General features: G+C 38.5%; 24 protein-coding genes. All 24 read left to right on the plus strand.

What is annotated here, in order from left to right; translation table 11 throughout:
• Nucleotides 1-13: 13 nt before the first annotated feature.
• A complete protein-coding gene (gene fliQ / locus ACOMCU_RS04865) occupies nt 14-283 on the plus strand; it encodes a flagellar biosynthesis protein FliQ (protein ID WP_010858456.1) in 270 nt (89 codons plus the stop codon).
• Nucleotides 284-287: 4 nt separating this feature from the next.
• Nucleotides 288-1,064, plus strand: coding sequence for a flagellar biosynthetic protein FliR (fliR, locus tag ACOMCU_RS04870; protein ID WP_010858457.1), 777 nt, complete (start codon nt 288-290; stop codon nt 1,062-1,064).
• A 1-nt stretch (nt 1,065) separates the two neighbouring features.
• Nucleotides 1,066-2,154: a flagellar biosynthesis protein FlhB gene (gene flhB, locus ACOMCU_RS04875; protein WP_010858458.1), complete on the plus strand. Its 1,089-nt coding sequence runs from the start codon at nt 1,066-1,068 to the stop codon at nt 2,152-2,154.
• A gap of 24 nt (nt 2,155-2,178) precedes the next feature.
• Entirely contained in the window at nt 2,179-4,212 is a 2,034-nt protein-coding gene (gene flhA / locus ACOMCU_RS04880; RefSeq protein WP_421049556.1) for a flagellar biosynthesis protein FlhA, read from the plus strand.
• The gene (gene flhF, locus ACOMCU_RS04885) at nt 4,209-5,405 is read left to right on the plus strand and encodes a flagellar biosynthesis protein FlhF (RefSeq protein ID WP_421049557.1); all 1,197 of its coding nucleotides are present in this window, start codon (nt 4,209-4,211) and stop codon (nt 5,403-5,405) included. Before flhA ends, flhF begins: the two co-directional genes overlap by 4 nt.
• Nucleotides 5,402-6,277 (plus strand): MinD/ParA family protein, encoded by an 876-nt coding sequence (locus ACOMCU_RS04890; RefSeq protein WP_010858461.1) that lies wholly within the window; start codon nt 5,402-5,404, stop codon nt 6,275-6,277. Before flhF ends, ACOMCU_RS04890 begins: the two co-directional genes overlap by 4 nt.
• Complete coding sequence (locus ACOMCU_RS04895) at nt 6,278-7,432, plus strand: protein-glutamate methylesterase/protein-glutamine glutaminase (protein ID WP_010858462.1); 1,155 nt, start codon at nt 6,278-6,280, stop codon at nt 7,430-7,432. It abuts the gene before it with no gap.
• Nucleotides 7,433-7,447: 15 nt separating this feature from the next.
• Nucleotides 7,448-9,505, plus strand: a complete 2,058-nt coding sequence (locus ACOMCU_RS04900; protein WP_421049558.1) for a chemotaxis protein CheW — start codon at nt 7,448-7,450, stop codon at nt 9,503-9,505.
• Nucleotides 9,506-9,532: 27 nt separating this feature from the next.
• Complete coding sequence (locus ACOMCU_RS04905) at nt 9,533-9,979, plus strand: chemotaxis protein CheW (protein ID WP_010858464.1); 447 nt, start codon at nt 9,533-9,535, stop codon at nt 9,977-9,979.
• Nucleotides 9,980-9,988: 9 nt separating this feature from the next.
• The gene (locus ACOMCU_RS04910; RefSeq protein ID WP_010858465.1) at nt 9,989-10,621 is read left to right on the plus strand and encodes a chemotaxis protein CheC; all 633 of its coding nucleotides are present in this window, start codon (nt 9,989-9,991) and stop codon (nt 10,619-10,621) included.
• Nucleotides 10,622-10,624: 3 nt separating this feature from the next.
• Complete coding sequence (locus ACOMCU_RS04915) at nt 10,625-11,125, plus strand: chemotaxis protein CheD (protein ID WP_010858466.1); 501 nt, start codon at nt 10,625-10,627, stop codon at nt 11,123-11,125.
• Complete coding sequence (locus ACOMCU_RS04920) at nt 11,125-11,496, plus strand: multidrug resistance efflux pump (protein WP_010858467.1); 372 nt, start codon at nt 11,125-11,127, stop codon at nt 11,494-11,496. The genes ACOMCU_RS04915 and ACOMCU_RS04920 overlap by 1 nt, the downstream gene beginning before the upstream one ends.
• A 321-nt stretch (nt 11,497-11,817) precedes the next feature.
• Entirely contained in the window at nt 11,818-12,588 is a 771-nt protein-coding gene (locus ACOMCU_RS04925; protein WP_010858468.1) for a FliA/WhiG family RNA polymerase sigma factor, read from the plus strand.
• Nucleotides 12,589-12,628: 40 nt separating this feature from the next.
• Nucleotides 12,629-12,937 (plus strand): hypothetical protein, encoded by a 309-nt coding sequence (locus ACOMCU_RS04930; RefSeq protein WP_010858469.1) that lies wholly within the window; start codon nt 12,629-12,631, stop codon nt 12,935-12,937.
• Nucleotides 12,938-12,946: 9 nt separating this feature from the next.
• Nucleotides 12,947-13,528 carry a hypothetical protein gene (locus ACOMCU_RS04935; RefSeq protein ID WP_010858470.1) on the plus strand — a complete coding sequence of 194 codons (582 nt, stop codon included), beginning with the start codon at nt 12,947-12,949 and terminating at the stop codon, nt 13,526-13,528.
• Between the two features lie 157 nt (nt 13,529-13,685).
• A complete protein-coding gene (gene rpsB, locus ACOMCU_RS04940; RefSeq protein ID WP_010858471.1) occupies nt 13,686-14,405 on the plus strand; it encodes a 30S ribosomal protein S2 in 720 nt (239 codons plus the stop codon).
• Nucleotides 14,406-14,505: 100 nt separating this feature from the next.
• The gene (gene tsf, locus ACOMCU_RS04945) at nt 14,506-15,393 is read left to right on the plus strand and encodes a translation elongation factor Ts (RefSeq protein WP_010858472.1); all 888 of its coding nucleotides are present in this window, start codon (nt 14,506-14,508) and stop codon (nt 15,391-15,393) included.
• Between the two features lie 242 nt (nt 15,394-15,635).
• Nucleotides 15,636-16,361, plus strand: a complete 726-nt coding sequence (gene pyrH / locus ACOMCU_RS04950; protein ID WP_421049559.1) for a UMP kinase — start codon at nt 15,636-15,638, stop codon at nt 16,359-16,361.
• Entirely contained in the window at nt 16,361-16,918 is a 558-nt protein-coding gene (gene frr, locus ACOMCU_RS04955; protein WP_421049560.1) for a ribosome recycling factor, read from the plus strand. The genes pyrH and frr overlap by 1 nt, the downstream gene beginning before the upstream one ends.
• Before the next feature lie 489 nt (nt 16,919-17,407).
• The gene (locus ACOMCU_RS04960; protein WP_421049561.1) at nt 17,408-18,202 is read left to right on the plus strand and encodes an isoprenyl transferase; all 795 of its coding nucleotides are present in this window, start codon (nt 17,408-17,410) and stop codon (nt 18,200-18,202) included.
• Entirely contained in the window at nt 18,199-18,999 is an 801-nt protein-coding gene (locus ACOMCU_RS04965) for a phosphatidate cytidylyltransferase (RefSeq protein ID WP_421049562.1), read from the plus strand. Before ACOMCU_RS04960 ends, ACOMCU_RS04965 begins: the two co-directional genes overlap by 4 nt.
• A gap of 108 nt (nt 19,000-19,107) precedes the next feature.
• Nucleotides 19,108-20,253: a 1-deoxy-D-xylulose-5-phosphate reductoisomerase gene (gene dxr / locus ACOMCU_RS04970; RefSeq protein WP_421049563.1), complete on the plus strand. Its 1,146-nt coding sequence runs from the start codon at nt 19,108-19,110 to the stop codon at nt 20,251-20,253.
• A gap of 50 nt (nt 20,254-20,303) precedes the next feature.
• Nucleotides 20,304-21,566 (plus strand): RIP metalloprotease RseP, encoded by a 1,263-nt coding sequence (rseP, locus tag ACOMCU_RS04975; RefSeq protein ID WP_010858478.1) that lies wholly within the window; start codon nt 20,304-20,306, stop codon nt 21,564-21,566.
• Nucleotides 21,567-21,944: 378 nt separating this feature from the next.
• Nucleotides 21,945-23,651 carry a proline--tRNA ligase gene (locus ACOMCU_RS04980; RefSeq protein ID WP_010858479.1) on the plus strand — a complete coding sequence of 569 codons (1,707 nt, stop codon included), beginning with the start codon at nt 21,945-21,947 and terminating at the stop codon, nt 23,649-23,651.
• Nucleotides 23,652-23,661 lie beyond the last annotated feature (10 nt).

Raw genomic sequence — 23,661 nt, forward strand, 5'->3', positions numbered from 1 at the left:
GGGATGATACAGTATGACAGGTGAAATGGTCATTTCAATTGCAGAGCGTGCCATTATGATTATCCTTCTAACATGCGGACCGCTATTATTAGTTGCTTTAATCTCTGGTTTAGCGGTGAGTATTTTTCAAGCAACAACTTCGATTCAAGAGCAAACATTAGCATTCGTTCCAAAAATCGTCGCTGTATTAGTGGCTATTGTATTCTTTGGGCCATGGATGTTATCACAAGTAACAAGCTATGCGAGAGATATTTTTGAGAATTTAACGCGTTACATAGGGTGAGTATATGAATGAATTAATCCCTCAAATAACGGTTTTCTTATTAGTACTTGTACGTGTAACAGCTTTTTTTGTCACTGTACCTTTTTTTTCGTACAGAACAATTCCACAGCAGGTGCGAATAACTCTCGCATTCGTTTTAGCTTGGATGATGTATTATACAATCGACGTAGAGCCATTTCTTTTTAATGGTGATTACATACTTTTAGTGATGAAGGAAGCACTAATTGGGCTATTACTTGGTCTAATAGGCTACATCGTCATGTCGGCAATTCAAATCGCCGGAAGCTTTATCGATTTCCAAATGGGGTTTGCCATTGCTAATATTATTGATCCGCAGACAGGAGCACAGAGTCCATTAATTGGTCAATTTTTCAATACGCTAGCTTTACTATTACTAATAGCGATTGATGGACATCATATGATTCTAGATGGAATTTACTATAGTTATCAATTCTTACCGATGGATCAAGGATTCCCTAATTTTGCAAATGAAGATTATATCCAGTTTATCATGACAACATTTACCGCCGTCTTTGCTATTGCTTTCCAAATGGCTGCGCCGGTTATAGCAACATTGTTTTTAGTCGATTTGGCGCTAGGGATAACAGCAAAAACTGTCCCACAATTGAACATTTTCGTTGTAGGTTTCCCAATTAAAATCAGTGTCAGCTTTTTAGTGCTATTTACAATGATGGGCGTTATGATACAAGTCATTCAAAAGCTTATTACAATTATGATCTACGCTATGCGTGATTTAATGGCAATTTTAGGTGGTGGATAAAATGTTGCTACTACTGGATTTAGACTTACAGTTTTTTGCAGGTGAGAAAACAGAAAAGGCGACCCCTAAAAAACGGCAAGATGCACGTAAAAAAGGTCAAGTCGTCAAGAGTCAGGATATATCAAGTGCTATTGTTATGCTCATGGTATTTATCTTTCTCTTCTTTTTTGCAGGCTCACTAAGAGACGATATTTTAGCTTTCTTTAGACAAACATTCATTCATAACATACGTGTAGAAACACTAACCATTGACAGTGTCATGCGCTTATTCACAGAAACATTAACGGAAATGGCTTTTATTATCGTACCAATAATGGCTATTGCATTTGTCGGTGCATTGGCGGGTAACTTTTTACAATTCGGCTTCTTATTCACATTAGAGCCGATGAAATTCGATTTAAAAAAAATGGACCCAATCAAAGGGTTGAAAAAAATATTTTCTGTTAAAGCGATTGTTGAACTTTTAAAATCAGTATTAAAAATCTCCTTTATCGGTGGGGTTACAACAATTATTATTTGGACAAATCTACCTGAAGTTTTAGCCTTATCCTTTAAAAGCCCGTGGATGACCCTTATTACAGTTGGGAAACTTACCGGTATTATGGGAATTGCAGCTTCGCTTGTCTTACTTTGTGTATCCTTATTGGACTGGATGTATCAAAAACATGATTATGAAAAAAATCTTAAAATGTCCAAACAAGACATTAAAGATGAATATAAAAATAGTGAGGGTGACCCGCTTATTAAATCGAAAATCAAACAACGTCAGCGCGAAATGGCGATGCGTCGGATGATGTCAGAGGTACCAAGCGCAGATGTGGTCATTACAAACCCAACTCACTATGCGATTGCTCTTAAATATGATGAAGAAAGTATGGATGCCCCGCGAGTAGTCGCAAAGGGTACAGACTTTGTTGCTCAAAAAATTAAACTGATTGCGAAAGAACATGATGTCGTAATGGTTGAAAATAGACCATTAGCGCGTGCGATGTATGATCAGGTAGAAATTGGCGATCAAGTACCAGATGAATTTTTCAAAGCAGTAGCAGAAGTACTCGCTTATGTTTATCGTATTAAGCGAAAAATTTAAAGCTTTTATGTAGGAGGGACACAAATGAAGGTTCGCGATATAGGGGTTTTAGGTGCGGTTATTTTAATCGTAGCGATGCTCATCATCCCTCTTCCTCCATGGATGTTAAGTTTCTTAATCGTCATTAATATTACTTTAGGATTAATAGTGCTTTTAACAGCAATGAGTATGAAGGAAGCGTTAGACTTTTCTATCTTCCCATCAGTTATTTTACTGTTAACCTTGTTCCGACTTGGATTAAGTGTATCCACAACGCGTGCTATTTTAGCAAACGGGGATGCTGGTTCAGTAGTTGAAACCTTCGGGGATTTCGTAGTCGGCGGGAATGTTCTTGTTGGTCTTGTTGTATTCTTAATTCTTGTGCTAATTCAGTTTATCGTTATTACAAAAGGGGCAGAACGTGTAGCAGAGGTAGCAGCACGTTTCACACTCGATGCGATGCCAGGTAAACAAATGAGTATTGACGCAGACTTAAACGCAGGGGTTATTTCAGAGCGTGAGGCACGTGAACGTCGCGATAAAGTAGCTGGTGAAGCGGATTTCTATGGGGCAATGGATGGTGCCACGAAATTCGTAAAAGGGGATGCCATTGCCTCTATGGTCATGGTTATTATCAACTTATTATTTGGTATTGTCATTGGAGTGGTGCAAATGGGCTTACCGTTTGCGGAAGCTGCAACTCATTTCTCCAAGCTGACAGTAGGAGATGGAATCGTTTCACAAATCCCAGCATTACTCATCTCAACAGCAACAGGGATTGTTGTAACACGTGCATCTTCAAAAGGTAGTTTGGGCGAAGATATTATGGGCCAGCTATTTGCTCAAGCAAAGCTACTCTATGTTGCCGGAGGTACAATTATCCTACTTGGCTTATTCACACCAATTCCTGACTGGATTACGCTACCTATTGGTATTGCGTTAATTGCGGGTGCGTACATGATGGAACGTAAGAAGCCTGAGGATGAAGAAGAATTACTTGAAATTGAGGAAGAAGTGGCAACAGACGGCATGAAGAGCCCTGAAAATGTTGTGAATTTATTAAATGTGGACCCAATTGAATTTGAATTTGGATATGGCTTAATTCCTTTAGTGGATGCTGCTCAAGGTGGAGACTTATTAGACCGTGTCATTATGATTCGCCGTCAGCTAGCGTTAGAACTAGGCATTGTCATTCCAGTTGTTCGTATTCGCGATAATATTCAGTTACAGCCAAATGAATACCGCATTAAAATTAAAGGAAATGAAATGGCCAGAGGCGAACTGTTACTTGATCACTATTTAGCCATGAGTCCAGGAGACGATGATTCAATTGAAGGTATCGATACAGTTGAGCCGTCATTTGGTCTACCAGCAAAATGGATTACAGAGCAAGTAAAAGAGGATGCAGAAATGTTTGGTTATACCGTTGTGGATCCACCGAGCGTTGTGTCAACACACTTAACAGAAATGATTCGCGCAAATGCACATGAATTATTAGGACGCCAAGAAACGAAGCAATTAATCGATCATTTACGCGAAACACATCCAATTTTAGTCGAAGAATTAACACCTGCTCCGCTATCGACAGGAGAAATCCAAAAGGTACTGGGCAAACTACTACGAGAAAATGTATCTGTGCGTAACTTGCCAATTATTTTCGAAACACTAGCAGACTATGCAAAATTAACGAGTGATACCGATATATTAACTGAGTACGTACGTCAGTCATTAGCGCGCCAAATTACATCGCAATATGTAGGGGACAGCTCGTCATTGAAAGTCATTACGGTTTCAGGAAAAGTAGAAAAAATGATTGCTGATAGTATTCAGCAAACGGATCATGGGAATTATTTAGCGATGGATCCACAAGATTCTCAGATTGTGTTAGAGTCCATAGCAGCTGAGGTAGAACGTGTCTCCTTTATGGAACAATCAGCTATTATATTATGTTCGCCAGCAGTGCGTTTGTATTTACGACAGCTGACGGAACGTTATTTCCCGCAGATTCCAGTTCTATCTTATAACGAACTTGATGCTACGGTTGAAATTCAAAGTGTTGGAGTGGTGAATGTTCAGTGAAAATGAAAAAATATTACGCATCTTCCATACCAGAAGCGATGAAACTTGTACGTGCTGATTTAGGCGAAGACGCCGTCATTTTGAATTCAAAAGTAGTGGTGACAAAGAAGTTTTTTGGACTAGTAAAAAAGAAGAGTTTTGAAGTTTTAGCAGGTATTGACGCAATGGAGCCAAGCAATGTGGCTCCAAAAACTGCTGTCACACCTGTCGTTCCATCTAGTAAAGAAAACGCAAATTTACATGACATTACAAATGCTGTGCAAGCAAAGGTTCACTTAGCACAGCCAAAGCATGAAACGACCTTGCAAGAGGATACAGGCATTCCAGAAGAATTGAGAAAGGAAATTGCAGATTTAAAATCGTTAATGCAATCGATGCATCAGAAGACGACCCAAGCTCAATATCCCGATGAACTCTTACCCTTCATTGAATACTTAAGACAGCAAGAGTTAAATGAGGAGCTCATCTCAACGATCGGTGATGAGCTTTTTATGCATTTCAAAGAAACATCCGAAATCAATTTCTCACAATGCAAGCTGATCACGAAAAATTTATTGCGCAAAAAACTTGAAGGCCTTCCAATAGGCGGATTATCGTATGACAGAAAGTATATTAATGTCTTAGGCCCAACAGGAGTAGGAAAGACAACAACCATTGCTAAAATGGCAGCAAGGGCAGTTTTAGAAAAAAAGAAAAAAATAGGCTTTATTACAACGGATACTTACAGAATAGCTGCAATTGAGCAGTTAAAAACGTATGCGGGTCTTTTACAGGCGCCTGTTGAAATTGCCTATAATGCAACGGATTTTGAACAGGCTATCCAACGATTGTCCCATCTGGATTTAGTTTTTATCGATACAGCTGGTCGGAATTATAAAGAAGTAAAGTATGTAGATGATTTACAGCGCCTTATTAAGTTTGACGATCAAGCTGAATCCTTTTTAGTGCTTGCTATGACAGCAAAAGAAAAAGATATGACAAATATTATTGACCAGTTTAAGCAGTTACCAATTGAAAAGATAATCTTTACAAAGATTGATGAAACAAATTCTATTGGCACAATGATTAATTTAATGATTAAATATAATAAAGGACTTGCTTACTATACGAATGGTCAAGAAGTACCAGAAGATATTGAAGAAGCAGAATTAGAAGAAGTTCTTAATTTGTTTTTCCAAGGTGAAGAAAAATGAGAGACCAAGCAGAAACATTGCGCTTGAAAATGCTAAGACAGCAAGGCGAATTAGGTAGAGCTATCGCTGTTGTAAGCGGAAAAGGTGGAGTTGGTAAAAGTAACTTTTCCATGAATTTTGCAACTACATTAGCTAGTAAAGGAAAAAGAGTTGTAATCGTAGATATGGATATTGGCATGGGCAATATCAATATACTAATTGGAAAAAATGTTTCTTATAGTTTAAAAGATTACTTAGAAGGAAATAAGGTACTAGATGAGGTAATGTTCGAAGGTCCTTACGGTTTACGGTATATTTCCGGGGGATCAGGTATGTCAGGTGTACTGGAATGGTCAGATGTAATGTTTGAACAATTGATTCATGCTTTTGAACAACTACAAAAAAACTTCGACTATATTTTATTTGATATGGGCGCAGGTGCAACAAACTGGTCACTCGATTTACTAACATCAATAGATGAAATTATTGTTATCTCAACAGCCGAACCAACCTCTATTACCGATGCCTATTCGATGATGAAATATATTCATGGAAGAGATGCGGATAAGCAAATGTATATTCTTTGTAATCGTGCTTTTTCTAAAGAAGAGGGAATGGAAACAAATGAACGTTTAAAACTTACCATGAAACGTTTTTTGGACAAAGAGGTCACTGTGTTAGGCTCATTACCTGAGGATACTGTTGTGCGTAAAGCTGTACGCGAGCAAGTGCCATTTTCAATTGCGTACCCGGATGCCACCATTTCAAAGACACTTCAACTGATAGCGGCTCGTTTTATGGAACACCGTGTGGAGGAAGTGCATGGGCATGAACAGTCAGGGAGTAAATTCTTATCTAAACTTAGAAGTATTTTTACGAAAGGGCGTGATTAATTGGACTTTTTACATAAAAGCAAGTTATTAGTCGTAGATGATTCTGCTTTTATGCGAAAGCTAATTAGTGACTTTTTTGTTGGAAATTCGAAGGTTGAAGTAGTTGGAACAGCACGAAATGGTAAAGATGCGATTAAAAAGATTCAAACATTAAAACCAACTGTCGTGACAATGGACATTGAAATGCCTGAAATGAATGGACTTGAGGCTTTAAATGAAATTATGGCCATTTGTCCTGTACCTGTGGTCATGCTTTCAAGTACAACCCAACGAGGGGCAGAAAATGCATTAACGGCCATTGAATACGGAGCAGTTGATTTTGTCGCAAAGCCTAGCGGAACAATTTCTCTCGATTTACATAAAATCCAAACGGAACTTGTCCACAAGGTTGAACAAGCATCATTGGTACCTATTTCCAAGCTGAAGAAGCCTTCTGGTAGCAAAAAACAACAAGGATTAACGTTAACAGCGAGTATCATAAAAAAAGAATTAGTAAATGACCGAAAAGTGGCTCATTCAGTCAATGTATCTTCAGTAGTACCCGAAGTAAAAAAGCCACAAATAGAGTGGAGTAGAACAAGTAAGAAAATTGTGCTTATTGGTACATCTACAGGTGGACCACGCGCTCTACAGGAAGTGATTACAAAAATTCCTAAAACGATACAAGCACCTATTTTAATTGTCCAACATATGCCGGCTGGTTTTACAAAATCACTGGCTTCCCGCCTTGATCAATTAAGTGAGATTACTGTAAAGGAAGCAGAGCAAGGCGATATTTTACAAAATGGAGTGGCGTATATCGCACCTGGTGGGTATCATCTAAAATTAAGAAAAGTAGGTACCTCTTTTGGTGTCGTCCTTGATAATGATGAACCACCACGATCCGGACACCGTCCATCTGTAGATGTGATGTTCGAAGATGTGAGTCAAATTAAAGATTTTGATAAAGTAGCAGTCATTATGACGGGTATGGGCCATGATGGCTCTAAAGGATTAAAAGCATTAAAAAGTACTGGGAATGTGATTGCTATCTCAGAGTCAGCTGATACTTGCATAGTGTATGGTATGCCGAAAGCTGCGGTGGAAACGCAGCTTGTCGATGAAGTTGCTGATGTGGATGATATTGCACAAATAATTATGAAATATTTGCCTTAAAAGGGGTGTCCTCTTATGGAAGTCAATCAATATTTAGAGATGTTTATCGAAGAAAGTAAAGAGCATTTACAAGCTTGTAGTGAACATTTATTAGAATTAGAAAAAAAACCAGATGATTTGGCCATCGTTGGTGAAATTTTCCGCTCTGCCCATACATTAAAAGGTATGTCAGCGACAATGGGCTTCGAAGATTTAGCAGATTTAACGCACAAAATGGAAAATGTCTTAGATGCCATTCGAAATGAAAAAATTCATGTATCACCAGAAATTCTAGATGTTGTTTTTGAATCTGTAGACCATTTAGAGGAAATGGTGATGGATATTGCAAACGGTGGAGATGGAAAACGAGATGTTTCTTCTACCGTAGCACAATTAAAGCGCATCGAATCAGGAGAGGAAGCGACTCCAGAAGTTGTTGCAACAACAGTTGAGACGCCAGCTGTAGCAAGCGTATTAGAATATGATGGTTTTGAACAAACGGTTATTAGTCAATCTGCTGAACAAGGATTTAATGCTTTTGAAATTTCGATCCGCCTTCGTGAAGATTGTCTATTAAAGGCAGCACGAGTGTTTATGGTGTTTGAGATTTTAGAAAAAGACGGAGATGTCATTAAATCTTCGCCAACAGTAGAGAAGCTTGAAGACGAACAGTTTGATCAACAATTTTATGTGGCCTTCGTAACAAAAGAACCTGCTGAAGATATGCAGAAAAAGTTAATGAAGGTTTCTGAGGTTGAAGAAGTAATCGTCACAGCTATCAATCAAGATAAATTCAGTGAAAAAGAGTATGAAGCTCACAAAGAAGTAGCAGCGACAGCAACGTTAGAAGAGGTAGCAACACCAACGCCGACACCTACACCTGTACCTGTACCTGCAAAAACAACTACTCCTGTTAAAGCTGAAAAAAGTCATGCCCCTGTTGGCAATAAAACAATTCGTGTTAATATCGAACGTCTAGATATATTAATGAACTTATTTGAGGAACTTGTCATTGATCGTGGACGACTACAATCAATTGCGACTGAAGTAAATCATGGTGAGCTAAATGAAACGGTTGAGCGTATGAGCCGTGTAATGGGTGATTTACAAACTATTATTTTGACGATGCGAATGGTTCCTGTTGAAACAGTATTCAATCGTTTCCCAAAAATGATTCGTCAGCTATCGCGTGACTTAAACAAAAAAATTAATCTTGAAATTATTGGTGCTGAAACTGAACTGGATCGTACAGTAATCGATGAAATCGGGGATCCACTCGTTCACTTAATCCGTAACTCAGTCGATCATGGCATTGAAAATCCAACAGCGCGTCGTGCTAAGGGCAAGCCAGAGGAAGGAACAGTTGTATTACGTGCTTATCATAGTGGTAACTACGTCTTCATCGAGATAGAGGATGATGGAGCAGGCATTAATCGCGATAAAGTACTAGCAAAAGCGATTTCAAAAGGGATTGTCACACAAGAACAATCCTTCTCAATGTCTGATAAACAAATCAATGAACTAATTTTAGCTTCGGGCTTCTCGACAGCCGATGTCATTTCTGATGTATCAGGTCGTGGTGTTGGTTTAGATGTTGTTAAAACTACCATTGAATCATTAGGCGGAAATATTTCGATTGAATCTACACAGGATGTGGGCTCTATTTTCTCTATTCAATTACCTCTAACATTATCCATTATCTCAGTAATGCTAGTGGAAATCGAAAAAGAGATTTATGCAATTCCGTTATCATCGATTATTGAAACATCTATTATCCGTTCATCAGATATTATGAATGCGCATAACCAAAAAGTAATCGACTTCCGCGGCAAAGTTGTACCACTTGTATTTTTAGAGGAAATCTTTGAGGTACCTCGTAAAGAGCTACAAGATGATGAATTCCATTCAGTAGTCATTGTTCGTAAAGGTGAGAAACTTGCTGGTTTAGTTGTAGATTCATTCATTGGCCAACAAGAAATTGTACTGAAATCATTAGGAAATTACTTAACAAATATCTTTGCAATTTCTGGTGCAACAATTTTAGGTAATGGTAAAGTGGCCTTAATTGTGGATTGCAACGCACTTATTAAATAAGGTGAATGAATAAGAGAGGTGTTAACGATGACAAACGCAGTTGAACAAGAAAGTATTAAAGTGATCGTCTTCCAATTGGCAGATAAGGAATATGCAATTCCTGTATCACACGTTCAAGGAATAGAGAAGTTAATGCATATTACGCGCGTGCCTAAAACGGCAAATTATGTGAAAGGTGTTATTAACCTACGTGGTGTTGTAACACCAATTGTGGATTTACGTGAACGTTTTGAATTACCAATCTCTGAACATGAAGAAACAACTCGAATTATCATTATTTCATTAGAGGATATGGAAGTAGGGTTTGTAGTAGACTCGGCGAATGATGTTTTAGATATTCCAGCAAGTGCAATTGAACCACAGCCAGAAGTAGTTGGCTCACTTGAAGAAGAGTTTATTTCAGGTGTGGCAAAAATAGACAAGCGATTATTAATTTTATTGCATTTAGAGAAAGTATTAAATCCACTAAAGTAGGGATCGATGATGACATTTAATCAAAAGATTACATCACTACATTTAGATGTATTAAAGGAAATTGGAAATATTGGTGCTGCGCATGCTGCGACAGCACTTTCCAATTTACTTGGTAAAAAAATCGACATGCGTGTACCGAAAGTTGAAATGGTATCGTTTAATGACATGATGGAACTCGCTGGAGGGTCTGAAAATGTCGTTGTTGGGATCTTTTTACGCATCGAGGGTGATGCTGAAGGAAGTATGTTCTTTATCCTTCCTATTGAGCAGGCTAACCGTTTTATCCGACGGCTAATATATGATGAATCGTTCGACTTTAAAAAACCTCCTGTTTCAGAATTAGGGTTATCAGCCATGCAGGAAATGGGTAATATTTTATCGGGTTCATATTTATCAGCATTGTCAGATTTTACAAATTTAAAAATATATCCAACTGTTCCAGGGCTTAGTGTCGACATGTTTGGTGCTATCATCAGTATTGGCTTAATTGAATTATCACATGTCAGTGATAATGTTATCGTAATAAATACATCCATTTATGAAGACGGGGTTGAGGATCATGAAACGGTAAGAGGACATTTCTTCTTACTACCAGATCCTGATTCATTTGATGCTATTTTTAAGGCATTAGGAGTATCATAGACAATGTTAAATAGTAGTGGACAAGTAATAAAAGTTGGAATTGCACAAATGGATGTAGCAAAACTACCAAATACGATAAGAACGTCAGGTCTTGGTTCTTGTGTGGGTGTTATTTTATACGATGAGTCAAAAAAAATTGCTGGTTTAATACATGTGATGCTACCAGATTCAAGCCTTGCTAGATCAGAGTCGATTAATGTGGCGAAATTTGCTGATACAGGCATTTTGGGCATGATTGATTTATTGAAACTAGAAGGTGTTCAAAAGTTCAAGCTAAAGGCGAAAATCGCGGGTGGTGCGCAGATGTTTCAATTCTCTTCGGACAAGGATTCAATGCGCATCGGTCCACGTAATGTAGAGGCTGTAAAGAGTGAATTGAAGCGTCAAGGAATTCCTTTAATTGCTGAAGATACTGGTGGTAATAGCGGTAGAACAATTGAATTTAATCCTGCGACGTCGACATTACATATCCGAACGGTTAACCAAGGAGTGAGCGAAATATAATGTTTGGTTCTATTTTTTACAACCTATGGGGAGCATTAATTGCCTTTTCTATTTATTTCTTTATGACATTTCAAAAGCCTTTAACGCCATTACGTATTATCATCGGCTCATTTGTAGCTGCGCTAATTGTCTTTTTCGTTATGTACCTTGTACGATTGCTAATCACCTATATTTTATATACACCAGGTGCAACCCAAGAGCTAACAGACGATGAGTTTGAAAAGACTGAGTTAGATGAAGACGATGACGAAAATCAGCAAGCGCAGAATACGAACTCAACTGTGGAGTTTCAAGATGAAAACTCAGAAGACATTGCACAGGTTGTACGTACGATGATGAGTCGTGAAGATGAAAAACAAGTAAATGCATAAAAAACCAGGCAACTTCGAACTGTAACCAATGTTAGATACTAACTAACAATTGTTTGCAGTTTTTCTTTTGTCAAAAGAGGGAATAGGAAGAATCATATAATAGTGTTAGAGAAACATATGAAATTATAGCGAATCTTGCTATAATATAGGAAAGAACGGCAATCGGTTTAGCAATGTCTACGCATTCACGTTGCACGCTTGGGGTCGCTTCAATTGCTCGTGCAAAATTGGGTAGAACATATACTTTCGCTTCGAGCTCGGAGGTAGCTTTCACATGTGAAAGGGCTCGAATGCGCTTTTCTTAAAAGAGAGGTGGATTTCATGACACAACCAAATCTGAACGAAGAAAAAAAGCTGTGGACTCGCTGGATTAATGAGCGTGATCCTGATGCGGGTGATTTACTTATAAAAAAATATATATCTCTTGTGTCTTACCATGTACAGCGAATTGGTGCAGGTTTACCGAAGAGCGTTTCTCGAGATGATTTAACGAGCTTAGGCATGTTAGGTCTTTTTGATGCTTTAAATAAATTTGATATTAATCGAGACTTGAAATTTGATACATATGCTTCTTTTAGAGTAAGAGGGGCGATTATTGATGGCTTACGTAAGGAAGATTGGTTGCCTCGTTCTGCACGAGAAAAGGCAAAAAAATTGGATGCTCAGATCGAACAGTTAGAACAAAAGTATATGCGTCATGTAACACCCGAGGAGCTTGCAGAACAGATGGAATTACCGGTAGAGGAAGTGTACCAAACCGTCCAAGAGCATTTCTTTTCAAATGTATTATCTATTAATGAACAACAAGATCAGGAAGAAGCAGAAGGAAAAGCGTTTATCATCCGTGATGATACAACGAAGACCCCAGAGCAGGTTGTTATTAAATCAGAATTGCTTGGCGACTTAGCCTTAAATATACAAAAGCTAAATGACAAAGAACAGCTTGTGCTTAGTTTATTTTATACTGAGGAATTGACATTGACAGAGATTGGTGAAATGTTGGAATTGTCAACATCTCGTATTTCACAGATACATTCGAAGGCATTGTTAAAGCTACGAAAACTGCTGTCGAATGAGATGTTAAATGTGTAAGTAAAACGAATAAACACATAACTTTGAAGGAGGGAGTCATATGAGTTTAAAAGGTGTCGAGTTACAAATAGCTATTCCGAAAACATTTGAAGCGGGTAAAATGGCAGATCAGGCACAACAACAAACCTTGGCTCAGCAAGCACATGCAAATGAGGCGCTAAAAAAAGAATTAGAGCGTAAGCAGAAAGTGGTCAATACTTCAGAGGGTATGGTAGAGATTAGTGAAGAGGAAGAAGCGGGAGGAGAGTATATTAAAGGTACTCGTAAAAAGAAAAAGAATAGTAACGAAAATCCAGAAAAACAGGCACAGCACCCGTTTAAAGGGAACTTCGTAGACTTTAGTGGATAGGAGTTTACTATGACAACCATACTAATAGCTGTTCTATTTGTTTTACAGCTACTTTCGTTTTTCTACATAATTATACTGAATACGAAACTTGCAAAATTCAAGGACTTAGAACATAAACAAGAACGTTTAATGCGAGAAATGGATGATACCATTAGTCTCTATTTAGTAGACATGAAGGATGAAAATAATCGCTTGATTCAAGCGTTGCAGGTCGTACCTAAACCTGAAGTGAAAACACATACGGTACAACAAGATGAGGAAATTGTTCAGCCAAAAGAGCAAGATCACAAACCTGGTCAGACGGAGGTTGATGAAGCTCTATTACCGCCTACTAGTATCGATAGTGAACCGCGTGTTTTTGTTTCTAAAAATATCGTAGCCAATGCTTATTCTCGTCAAAAGCAGGCGGGAGTGACCGTACAAACTGTTTCTCAAGCAAAGGATGTTACGCTAAAAGAAGAGCCACAGCCAGTAACCTTGGAACAGCAAGTCGTGCAACTAGCGAAACAAGGAAAAACAGCTGAGGAAATAGCTAAACAGCTTCAAAAAGGTAAGACAGAAATCGAGCTTTTATTGAAATTTCATAGCTAGAATAGTTGCTAATGCAAATAAACTGTGATATAGTAGCAAATGGTGTTATTATTACACACGCATTTTGATGTAGTAAGTGGTGCTCTAAGATTAGGGTAGCTTGTTGCAGGTGATAAATGCGGAGGAAAAAAACCAAACATTCTAGGAGGAAATTCACATGTCAGTAATTTCTATGAAACAATTACTTGAAGCTGGTGTACATTTCGGTCACCAAACTCGTCGTTGGAACCCAAAAATGAAGAAATATATCTTCGTTGAACGTAACGGGATCTACATCATCGACTTACAAAAAACGGTTAAAAAATTAGAGGAAGCTTATGACTTCATGCGTCAAGTTGGTCAAGACGGTGGTAAAGTTCTTTTCGTTGGTACGAAAAAACAAGCACAAGAAGCGATCAAAGACGAAGCTGAACGTTCAGGCAACTACTACATCAACCAACGTTGGTTAGGTGGTACTCTTACTAACTTCGGTACAATTCAAAAACGTGTTGCACGTATGAAAGCTATCGAAAAAATGGAAGAAGAAGGAACTTTCGAAGTTCTTCCTAAAAAAGAAGTAATCCAACTTAAAAAAGAACACGAACGTCTAGTAAAATTCTTAGGCGGTATCCGTGATATGCACAATCTTCCGGATGTTATGTTCGTGGTTGACCCACGTAAAGAGCGTATCGCTGTTGCTGAAGCTCGTAAACTAAACATTCCACTAGTAGGTATTGTTGATACAAACTGTGATCCAGATGAAATCGACTACGTAATCCCTGCTAATGATGATGCTATTCGCGCTGTTAAACTTTTAACTGCTAAAATGGCTGACGCTTTAATCGAGTCAAAACAAGGTGAAGAAGAAGCTCCAGCTGTAGAAGCTGCTGCTGAGTAATTCACGTTTACAAAAAGGTGATAAGTGGCTCAGACCCCCTTATCACCTTTTTTAGAACCTTATCACTATAATCTCTACCAATTCGAGGAGGAAACACTAAATGGCAAACATTACTGCACAATTAGTAAAAGAATTACGTGAAAAAACTGGCGCTGGTATGATGGACTGTAAAAAAGCGTTAGTACAAACTGAAGGCGACTTAGATGCTGCAATCGATTTCCTGCGTGAAAAAGGTCTTTCTTCAGCTGCTAAAAAAGCTGATCGTATCGCTGCAGAAGGCACAACTTATATTTTAGAACAAGGTAACGAAGCAATTATTCTTGAAGTAAACGCTGAAACAGACTTCGTTGCGAAAAACGATAAGTTCCAAGTACTAGTTTCTTCTTTAGCTGAGCAATTACTTGCTGCTAAACCAGCATCAGTTGAAGCTGCATTAGAACTTGCAAATGCTGAAGGCGTAAAAATCGCTGACCAAATTTCAACTGCTGTTGCAACAATCGGAGAAAAAATTACACTTCGTCGTTACGAAATTAAAACTAAAACAGATGCAGATGCATTTGGTTCTTACCTACACATGGGCGGCCGTATTGGTGTATTAGTAGCTTTAGAAGGTTCTACTGATGCTTCGGCTGCTAAAGACGTTGCTATGCATATTGCAGCTATTAACCCAACTTACGTTTCTCGTGAAGAAGTTTCTGCAGAAGAAGTTGAACGTGAGCGTAAAGTGTTAACTGAACAAGCTCTTAACGAAGGTAAACCAGAAAACATCGTAGCGAAAATGGTTGAAGGTCGTCTTGGTAAATACTTCGAAGACGTTTGCTTACTTGACCAATCATTCGTTAAAAACTCTGACCAAAAAGTACGTGACTTCGTTGCTTCAACTGGTGGTAATGTAACAGGCTTCGTACGTTACGCTGTAGGTGAAGGTATCGAGAAACGTGAAGATAACTTTGCTGAGGAAGTAATGAACCAAGTTAATGGTAACTAATTTTTTGTAAAACGAGTTCATTGATGGACCGGCTTACATTTGATCCTAACCAAATAATATCTAGATTTTTCTAGACAAAAAAATGGGGAACACAACATAACGTGTTCCCTATTTTTCCGAAAAGAGCAAGAAAACTATAGAATTTTCTATTCTTCTTATTCATAACTAGTAATTATTGTTAGTTATACTATAATGGAAAAGGAATAGAAATGTTTTAAATAAATGTCTGACGGAGGTTTACAATGAGTGTGCCACAATATAAACGAGTAGTCATTAAATTAAGTGGTGAAGCGTTAGCGGGAGAAGCTGGCTTCGGTTTATCACCAAAAATTATCAAATCTGTTGCAGAAGAAGTAAAAGAAGTAGTAGATCTTGATGTAGAAGTTGCTGTTGTTGTAGGTGGCGGTAACATATGGCGTGGAAAAATCGGTAGTGAAATGGGAATGGATCGTGCAGCAGCTGACTATATGGGTATGTTAGCGACGGTTATGAACTCATTAGCATTACAAGATGCACTTGAAAAATTAGGCATTGAAACACGTGTGCAATCTTCTATCGTGATGACACAAGTAGCAGAGCCCTATATTCGTCGTAAAGCAGTTCGTCATTTAGAGAAAAAACGTGTAGTTATTTTTGCTGCCGGTACGGGTAACCCGTTCTTCTCTACAGATACAACTGCAGCTTTACGAGCAGCGGAAATTGACGCAGATGCGATTTTAATGGCAAAAAATAATGTAGATGGTGTCTATTCAGCAGATCCAAAGGTAGACTCAACTGCCGTTAAATATGATACACTCACATACTTAGACGTTATTCAACAAGGTTTACAAGTCATGGACTCAACAGCTTCTACTTTATGTATGGATAACGATATTCCGTTAATTGTCTTCTCAATAATGGAACCAGGTAACATTAAACGTGCCGTGCAAGGCGAGAAAATTGGAACAGTTGTTAGGAGGAATATATAATGGCTAAACAAGTTTTAGAACAAGCTAAAGATAAAATGAACAAAACAATCGCTGCTTTTTCGCGTGAATTAGCATCAATTCGTGCAGGGCGTGCAAATGCATCACTACTAGATCGTATTACTGTCGATTACTATGGAGCGCCAACACCGATTAATCAACTTGCAGGTGTATCTGTGCCAGAAGCCCGCCTATTAGTAATCACACCTTACGATAAATCAGTTTTAGGTGAGATTGAAAAAGCGATTATGAAATCTGATATTGGTATTACACCAACAAATGATGGGACAATCATTCGTCTAATGATTCCTGCTTTAACGGAAGAACGCCGTAAAGACCTAGTGAAGCAAGTGAAGAAAGAAGCAGAGGATGCAAAAATTGCTGTCCGTAACGTACGTCGTGACGCGAATGACGATTTGAAAAAACTTGAAAAAGCTGGCGAAATCACAGAAGATGACCTACGTGGCTACGGTGAAGATATTCAAAATTTAACGGATGATTACATCGTAAAAGTAGATCAAGTAACGAAAGAAAAAGAAAAAGAAATTTTAGAGGTGTAAGCAGACGCTTTACACTCTTTGATGGAACTTTTTGATGAGATGAAGGCGTCCTATAAATAACAGGACGTCTTTTCTCTTTTTAACTTATTTCAGTCGTAGTTTACCATCTTTTTGGTGAGAATTAATTTTAAATTTTTGCCAGTTGGCGTACGGATGCGTACTGAATAATGTTTAAGCCTCGGATAGATGTAGATTTTGAAGTAAGAAACACATAGGAAGTTAACCTCAAGTCCGCGTATTCACGTGATGATGGGTAACGTACGATATTGGTGAAAACGCCGCTTTTAGTGGTTTTAGCGAAATGTCTGACAGGGAGTCGGCCTAAGTGCAATTCAAAATCTTAGTCAAAATATAATTGATGAGGTGTTTTTGTTCTAAAATCAGCTAGTTCATACATAGTCAATTTAGAGGGAAAAAAAAGACAAAAAGCACTTTTGTTTGTTATGATAGGTGAGTATACGTCCGATTAGTTGTAGTGGGGGAGTTAGCATGTTTAAGAGGCTATTAGGTAAACAAGTAAATATTAATACACTATCATTGGAGGAACGAGTTGCCCTTTCTAAAAGCGAGCCAATTCCTGCCCATGTAGCGATTATTATGGACGGAAATGGACGTTGGGCAAAGAAGCGTGCAATGCCACGTGTTGCTGGGCACCATGAAGGTATGAAGACGGTACGAAAAGTAACGAGATTTGCGTCAGATCTTGGTATTCAAGTATTAACGGTCTATGCGTTTTCTACAGAGAACTGGAAACGACCAAAACCAGAGGTCGATTTCCTCATGCGTCTACCTGTAGAATTTTTAGGATCTTTTTTACCGGAAATGATGGAACGCAATGTACGTGTTGAAATGATTGGTGATCCGTCTCTACTACCAGCACATACGCAAAAAGCACTGTTTGAAGCGATGGAAGAGACAAAGCATAATACGGGACTAATTTTAAACTTTGCCTTGAATTATGGGAGTCGTTCAGAAATGGTCAGCGCTATGAAAATGATGCTTCAAAAAGTGCAGGACGGTCAATTAACGATGCAAGACATTAATGAGGAATGTATGACGTCTCATTTAATGACAGCCCATTTACCAGAGCCAGACTTATTAATTCGTACAAGTGGTGAAGTACGATTAAGTAACTTTATGTTATGGCAACTCGCCTATACGGAATTTTGGTTTACAGATACATTGTGGCCAGATTTTAGTGAGGAAAACTTACTCGAAGCGGTGGAAAACTATCAGAAACGTAATCGCCGTTACGGTGGGTTGAAGGGAGAAGAAACAACTTGAAACAACGAATCATCACAGCAATAATTGCTGCAGCACTATTCATTCCATTTGTAATTTATGGGAAGGTACCATTTACATTACTTGTGCTAGCAATGGCTGTTGTCGGATTTTATGAAATACTAAAGATGAAAGGTATTTCAATTTTTTCAGTACCAGGCTTTATGGGCCTACTAACACTTATTATGCTTGTTATACCTAAGGACTGGGCAAGCGAGGTAGTGCATGCGATGGGTTATTCATCCGTTTTAATGGTTGTTTACGGATTGATGATGTTATTGCTTATTTATGTAGTACTTGTGAAAAATAAAATTACATTTGATGAAGTAGGCTTTATCTTATTAGGTGCATTTTATGTTGGTCTAGGTTTCCATTATTTAATTGAGACACGTAATTCTGGACTACAGTATGTTGTTTATTGTTTGCTTGTTGTTTGGACGACAGACTCAGGCGCCTATTTTGTCGGAAGAAAATTCGGCAAAAATAAGCTTTGGCCAGAAATATCACCAAAGAAAACAGTAGAAGGCTTTGTCGGCGGGATTGTTATTGCCGTCATCTTCGCTGTTGGCATGCAAGCGATTTATCCAATCGTAGATAGTTATGTGTCGTTGATTTTCATCACAATTTTCGCTTCCATTATTGGTCAAATGGGCGATCTAGTGGAATCTGCAATAAAGCGTCATTTTGACGTGAAAGATTCAGGAACTATTTTACCTGGGCATGGCGGCATTTTAGACCGCTTTGATAGTCTGTTATTCGTCGTGCCTTTACTACATTTTTTATATCTTATCGGTAACTAGAAAACCGTGATCTTAATGCTAAAGATTTCACCTCCTCTATAAGTGGTAGGCGAAAACCGGTTGTAGTTTTTCTTTATTTGCTTAGATAGAAAAAGGGGACGTTTTGTCGTGAAAAAAATTAGTTTATTGGGTGCCACTGGCTCTATCGGTTGGCAAACCTACGATATTTTAAAAGACCAACGTGATGCATTTCATCTTGTAGCTTTCTCTTCAGGAAAAAATATAGAGAAAACACGTGAGATGATTGAAACGTTGCAACCTGAGCTTGTATCTGTTCAACTAGAACAAGATGCACTTACGCTCGCAAAAGACTATCCACATGTGCACTTTACATTTGGTGAAAAAGGACTTGTGGAAGTTGCTACACACCCTGATTCAACAGTACTAGTCAATGCAGTGCTTGGTAGTGTTGGATTAGAATCGACGCTTGCCGCAATTCGTATGGGTAAAACGATTGCCATCGCTAACAAGGAAACGCTTGTAACAGCAGGGCACTTAGTGATGGCTGAGGCGAAGAAGTACAATGCACCAATTTTACCGGTCGATAGTGAGCATTCGGCTATTTTCCAATCAATGAACGGTGAGAATCGAAAAAATATTGAGCGCTTAATTATTACAGCGTCGGGAGGTAGCTTCCGTGACAAAACACGTGATGAACTAAAACATGTAACGGTAGCTGATGCACTAAATCACCCGAATTGGTCAATGGGCGCGAAAATTACCATAGATTCAGCAACAATGATGAATAAAGGGCTAGAAGTCATAGAAGCACATGTGTTGTTTGATATGCCTTATGATAAAATTGATGTACTTTTGCATAGAGAAAGTATTATTCACTCCCTAGTTGAGTATCATGATACTAGTGTTATTGCACAGTTGGGTACACCGGATATGCGTGTACCCATTCAATATGCATTAAGCTATCCAGATCGTATGCCGCTACATAATGGTCAACGACTTAATTTAGCGCAGATAGGTCAGTTGCATTTTAAAGACATGGACTTTGATCGCTACCCTGCATTGCGACTTGCCTATGAGGCAGGTCGTACAGGTGGTACCATTTTAACAGCGATGAATGCAGCGAATGAAGCGGCAGTTGCGGCATTTTTACAAGGGAAAATAACATTCCTTGAAATTGATGACACAATTGAGCGTGTGATGCATGCACATCACAATATTTCAGTGCCAGATTTGCAAACAATTTTACATGTGGACAGTGAGACAAGAAAAATAGTATTAGACATGGTAAAATAACGAACGAGAGTAAGATGACGTTAACTATTCGCTATTAAAGGTGGGGTATTATGCAAACAGCCATTGCATTTATTTTTATATTTGGATCCCTTGTGTTCTTCCATGAACTTGGTCACTTCCTATTTGCGAAACGCGCAGGAATTATGGTTCGGGAATTCGCGATTGGTATGGGTCCAAAAATTTATGGCAAGACACATGGTGAGACAATCTATACTATACGTTTATTGCCGATTGGTGGTTACGTTCGTATGGCAGGCGAGGATATGGACGGCTCGGAATTACAGCCAGGCTACCGTGTAGGGCTCATTGTCAATGAAGATAACATTGTTAAAAAGATAATCTTCAATCAAAATAATAGGCAATTACCAGACTTATTATTTTTAGAAGTTGAGCGTGCAGATTTAGAACAAGAGTTATTTATTGAAGGTTATGATGAAGAAGAAAAACTAGTTCGTTATAATGTCTCTCGAGATTGTGTACTCGTTGAAAATGGCAGAGAAACTTTAATAGCACCATATGATCGCCAGTTTAACGCAAAAACGGTTGGTCAACGTGCTATGACGATTTTTGCAGGGCCTTTGTTTAACTTTATTTTAGCATTTTTCATCTATTTGCTAATTGGTTTATTTAACGGTGTACCTACAAATGAGCCGATTATTACAGAAGTAGTAGAAAATGATCCAGCTGCACAGGCAGGTATGCTTGCAGGGGATAGGGTAACATCCATCGACGGACAAGTAGTTGAAAAGTGGCAGGATTTAGCTGCGATTGTCCAGGATCGACCAGGTCAAACAATTGATGTAACTGTTGAGCGTAGTGGCCAGTTAGTAAACTTGAATATGATGGTAAAAGAAGTCAAACAAGATGGCGAGAAATATGGTCAAATTGGTGTTCGTTATGAGAGCCCACGCGAATATAATCCGCTAAAGGCAGTCGTATTCGGTGCACAACAAACGTACAATATGACGATGAAGATTTTTGAGCTTCTGGGCATGCTTATTACTGGACAATTTACGATAGATGCTCTATCAGGTCCAGTTGGTATATATAAAGCGACAGAGCAAGTAGCGCAGTATGGTTTCGTTAACTTAATGAATTGGGCCGCAATGTTAAGTATCAACCTTGGTATTATGAACTTACTACCTCTACCAGCACTAGATGGTGGCCGTTTGCTATTTTTTGGTTTCGAGGCGCTTCGAGGCAAGCCAATCGATCGCCAAAAAGAAGGCATCGTTCATTTTGTTGGCATTGTATTATTGATGATTTTAATGGTCGTAGTTACATGGAACGATATCCAACGATTTTTCTTTTAATGTAGATGGAGTGACCATTCAAATGGTAACTTCATTTACATTAAGCCTGGCGTCAAATATCTAAAGATACAAAGACAGCCAAGGTAAAATTGACTGTAAATATTAGCTTTGAGCGCAATTATTTTGGAAACATTGCGTTCAAAGCTAAATTTGATTATGCTAGAGAAGGAAACTTATCTATTTAACTTCCTTCAACATTTTCCCCACGCTACTAGAAGTGGGAAGAATGCGAAGTGAAGTTAACTTCAGTAGGATACGAACCCCTACTGATTAAAGTTAAGCCCCTGGTGATGCCATAGATAAAAGAGTGTATTGCGTTTATACAATGTTAAATCTAGACACACGCCGAGGCAAATTGATAAAAAGGTGGAACACTGAATGAAGCAAAGTAAAACATTTATCCCAACGCTACGTGAAGTACCTGCTGATGCAGATGTTAAATCACACAAGCAATTACTACGTGCAGGGTTTATTCGTCAAAATACAAGTGGGGTATACTCGTATTTACCGCTTGCAAAACGTGTCTTAACAAAAATAGAAAATATTATTCGTGAAGAGATGGAAGCTATCAATTCTATCGAATTATTAATGCCAGCCTTACAATCTGCAGAGCTTTGGCAGGAATCTGGTCGTTGGGAAAAATACGGACCAGAATTAATGCGTTTAAAAGACCGTCATGATCGTGATTTTGCATTAGGACCAACGCATGAAGAAGTGATTACAACTTTAGTACGTGATGAAATTAAATCATATAAAAAATTACCATTAACACTTTATCAAATTCAAACAAAATTCCGTGATGAAAAACGTCCTCGCTTCGGTTTGTTACGTGGTCGTGAATTTATTATGAAAGATGCTTATTCTTTCCACGCATCTCGTGAAAGCTTAGATGAAACATATGAAGATATGTATCGTGCTTATTCAAATATCTTCTCACGTCTGGGCTTAAACTACCGTGCAGTTATTGCTGATGCAGGTTCAATTGGTGGTAAAGGAACGCATGAATTCATGTGTCTTTCTGAAATCGGGGAAGATACTATTGCCTATTCGGATAGTTCTGACTATGCAGCGAACATTGAGATGGCTGAAGTAATTGTTGACTATCAAACATCTGCACAAGCATTAAAAGACCTTGAAAAAGTGGCAACACCAGATCAAAAAACAATAGAAGAAGTATCAGCTTTCTTAAATGTTGAAGCTTCAAATGTTATTAAATCATTAGTATTTGATGTTGACGGTGAATTAGTTGTTGTTCTTGCTCGTGGTGATCACGAAATTAATGACATTAAATTGAAAAATGCATTAAATGCAGGAACGGTTGAACTTGCGAGCGAAGTAGCTATTCGTGAACTACTTGGCTGTGGTATAGGCTCAATTGGTCCAGTTAAATTACCAGTTGACGTGAAAGTGGTAGCCGATCAGGCTATTAAATCCATTCGTAACGGTGTAGCTGGTGCGAATGAAGACGGTTTCCACTTAGTAAATGTTAACCCAGAGCGTGATTTCGCGGTGAATGAATATTTAGATATTCGTTTTATCCAAGAGGGAGATCCATCTCCAGATGGACAAGGTACGATTAAATTTGCAGAAGGTATCGAGGTAGGTCATATTTTCAAATTGGGTACAACATACTCTGCAAAAATGAATGGCACATTCCTAGACGAGCAAGGGAAGGCACAGCCATTTATTATGGGTTGCTACGGCATCGGCGTTTCACGTATTTTAGCAGCTGTAGCCGAACATTTCCAAGATGACAAAGGATTTACATGGCCAATACAATTAACGCCATATGATATCCATGTCGTGCCTGTTAATACAAAGGATGAGGCACAGGTTACGTTAGCAGATGAGTTATACGGCCTATTGAAATCATACCGCTATGATGTACTTTTAGATGATCGTGCTGAACGCGCGGGCGTTAAATTTGCGGATGCAGATTTGATTGGTCTACCTGTTCGAGTAACAGTTGGTAAAAAGGCATCTGAAGGTGTTGTCGAAGTGAAATTCCGTCAAACAGGCGAAACGTTTGAATGGCAAAAAGAAGAGGTCATTGATCGCTTAAACGAATTTTTCCGCAAGAACTAATATCCTTTTG

The sequence above is a fragment of the Lysinibacillus sp. UGB7 genome (assembly GCF_049058285.1).
GTDB classification, from domain to species: Bacteria; Bacillota; Bacilli; order Bacillales_A; family Planococcaceae; genus Lysinibacillus; species Lysinibacillus sphaericus_B.

Excerpts from the sequence above, each read along its gene's own strand:
- fliQ (WP_010858456.1), top strand. The coding sequence starts at position 14 with ATGACAGGTGAAATGGTCATTTCAATTGCAGAGCGTGCCATTATGATT.
- fliR (WP_010858457.1), top strand. The coding sequence starts at position 288 with ATGAATGAATTAATCCCTCAAATAACGGTTTTCTTATTAGTACTTGTA.
- flhB (WP_010858458.1), top strand. The coding sequence starts at position 1,066 with ATGTTGCTACTACTGGATTTAGACTTACAGTTTTTTGCAGGTGAGAAA.
- flhA (WP_421049556.1), top strand. The coding sequence starts at position 2,179 with ATGAAGGTTCGCGATATAGGGGTTTTAGGTGCGGTTATTTTAATCGTA.
- ACOMCU_RS04890 (WP_010858461.1), top strand. The coding sequence starts at position 5,402 with ATGAGAGACCAAGCAGAAACATTGCGCTTGAAAATGCTAAGACAGCAA.
- ACOMCU_RS04900 (WP_421049558.1), top strand. The coding sequence starts at position 7,448 with ATGGAAGTCAATCAATATTTAGAGATGTTTATCGAAGAAAGTAAAGAG.
- ACOMCU_RS04905 (WP_010858464.1), top strand. The coding sequence starts at position 9,533 with ATGACAAACGCAGTTGAACAAGAAAGTATTAAAGTGATCGTCTTCCAA.
- ACOMCU_RS04910 (WP_010858465.1), top strand. The coding sequence starts at position 9,989 with ATGACATTTAATCAAAAGATTACATCACTACATTTAGATGTATTAAAG.
- ACOMCU_RS04915 (WP_010858466.1), top strand. The coding sequence starts at position 10,625 with ATGTTAAATAGTAGTGGACAAGTAATAAAAGTTGGAATTGCACAAATG.
- ACOMCU_RS04920 (WP_010858467.1), top strand. The coding sequence starts at position 11,125 with ATGTTTGGTTCTATTTTTTACAACCTATGGGGAGCATTAATTGCCTTT.
- ACOMCU_RS04925 (WP_010858468.1), top strand. The coding sequence starts at position 11,818 with ATGACACAACCAAATCTGAACGAAGAAAAAAAGCTGTGGACTCGCTGG.
- ACOMCU_RS04930 (WP_010858469.1), top strand. The coding sequence starts at position 12,629 with ATGAGTTTAAAAGGTGTCGAGTTACAAATAGCTATTCCGAAAACATTT.
- ACOMCU_RS04935 (WP_010858470.1), top strand. The coding sequence starts at position 12,947 with ATGACAACCATACTAATAGCTGTTCTATTTGTTTTACAGCTACTTTCG.
- rpsB (WP_010858471.1), top strand. The coding sequence starts at position 13,686 with ATGTCAGTAATTTCTATGAAACAATTACTTGAAGCTGGTGTACATTTC.
- tsf (WP_010858472.1), top strand. The coding sequence starts at position 14,506 with ATGGCAAACATTACTGCACAATTAGTAAAAGAATTACGTGAAAAAACT.
- pyrH (WP_421049559.1), top strand. The coding sequence starts at position 15,636 with ATGAGTGTGCCACAATATAAACGAGTAGTCATTAAATTAAGTGGTGAA.
- frr (WP_421049560.1), top strand. The coding sequence starts at position 16,361 with ATGGCTAAACAAGTTTTAGAACAAGCTAAAGATAAAATGAACAAAACA.
- ACOMCU_RS04960 (WP_421049561.1), top strand. The coding sequence starts at position 17,408 with ATGTTTAAGAGGCTATTAGGTAAACAAGTAAATATTAATACACTATCA.
- rseP (WP_010858478.1), top strand. The coding sequence starts at position 20,304 with ATGCAAACAGCCATTGCATTTATTTTTATATTTGGATCCCTTGTGTTC.
- ACOMCU_RS04980 (WP_010858479.1), top strand. The coding sequence starts at position 21,945 with ATGAAGCAAAGTAAAACATTTATCCCAACGCTACGTGAAGTACCTGCT.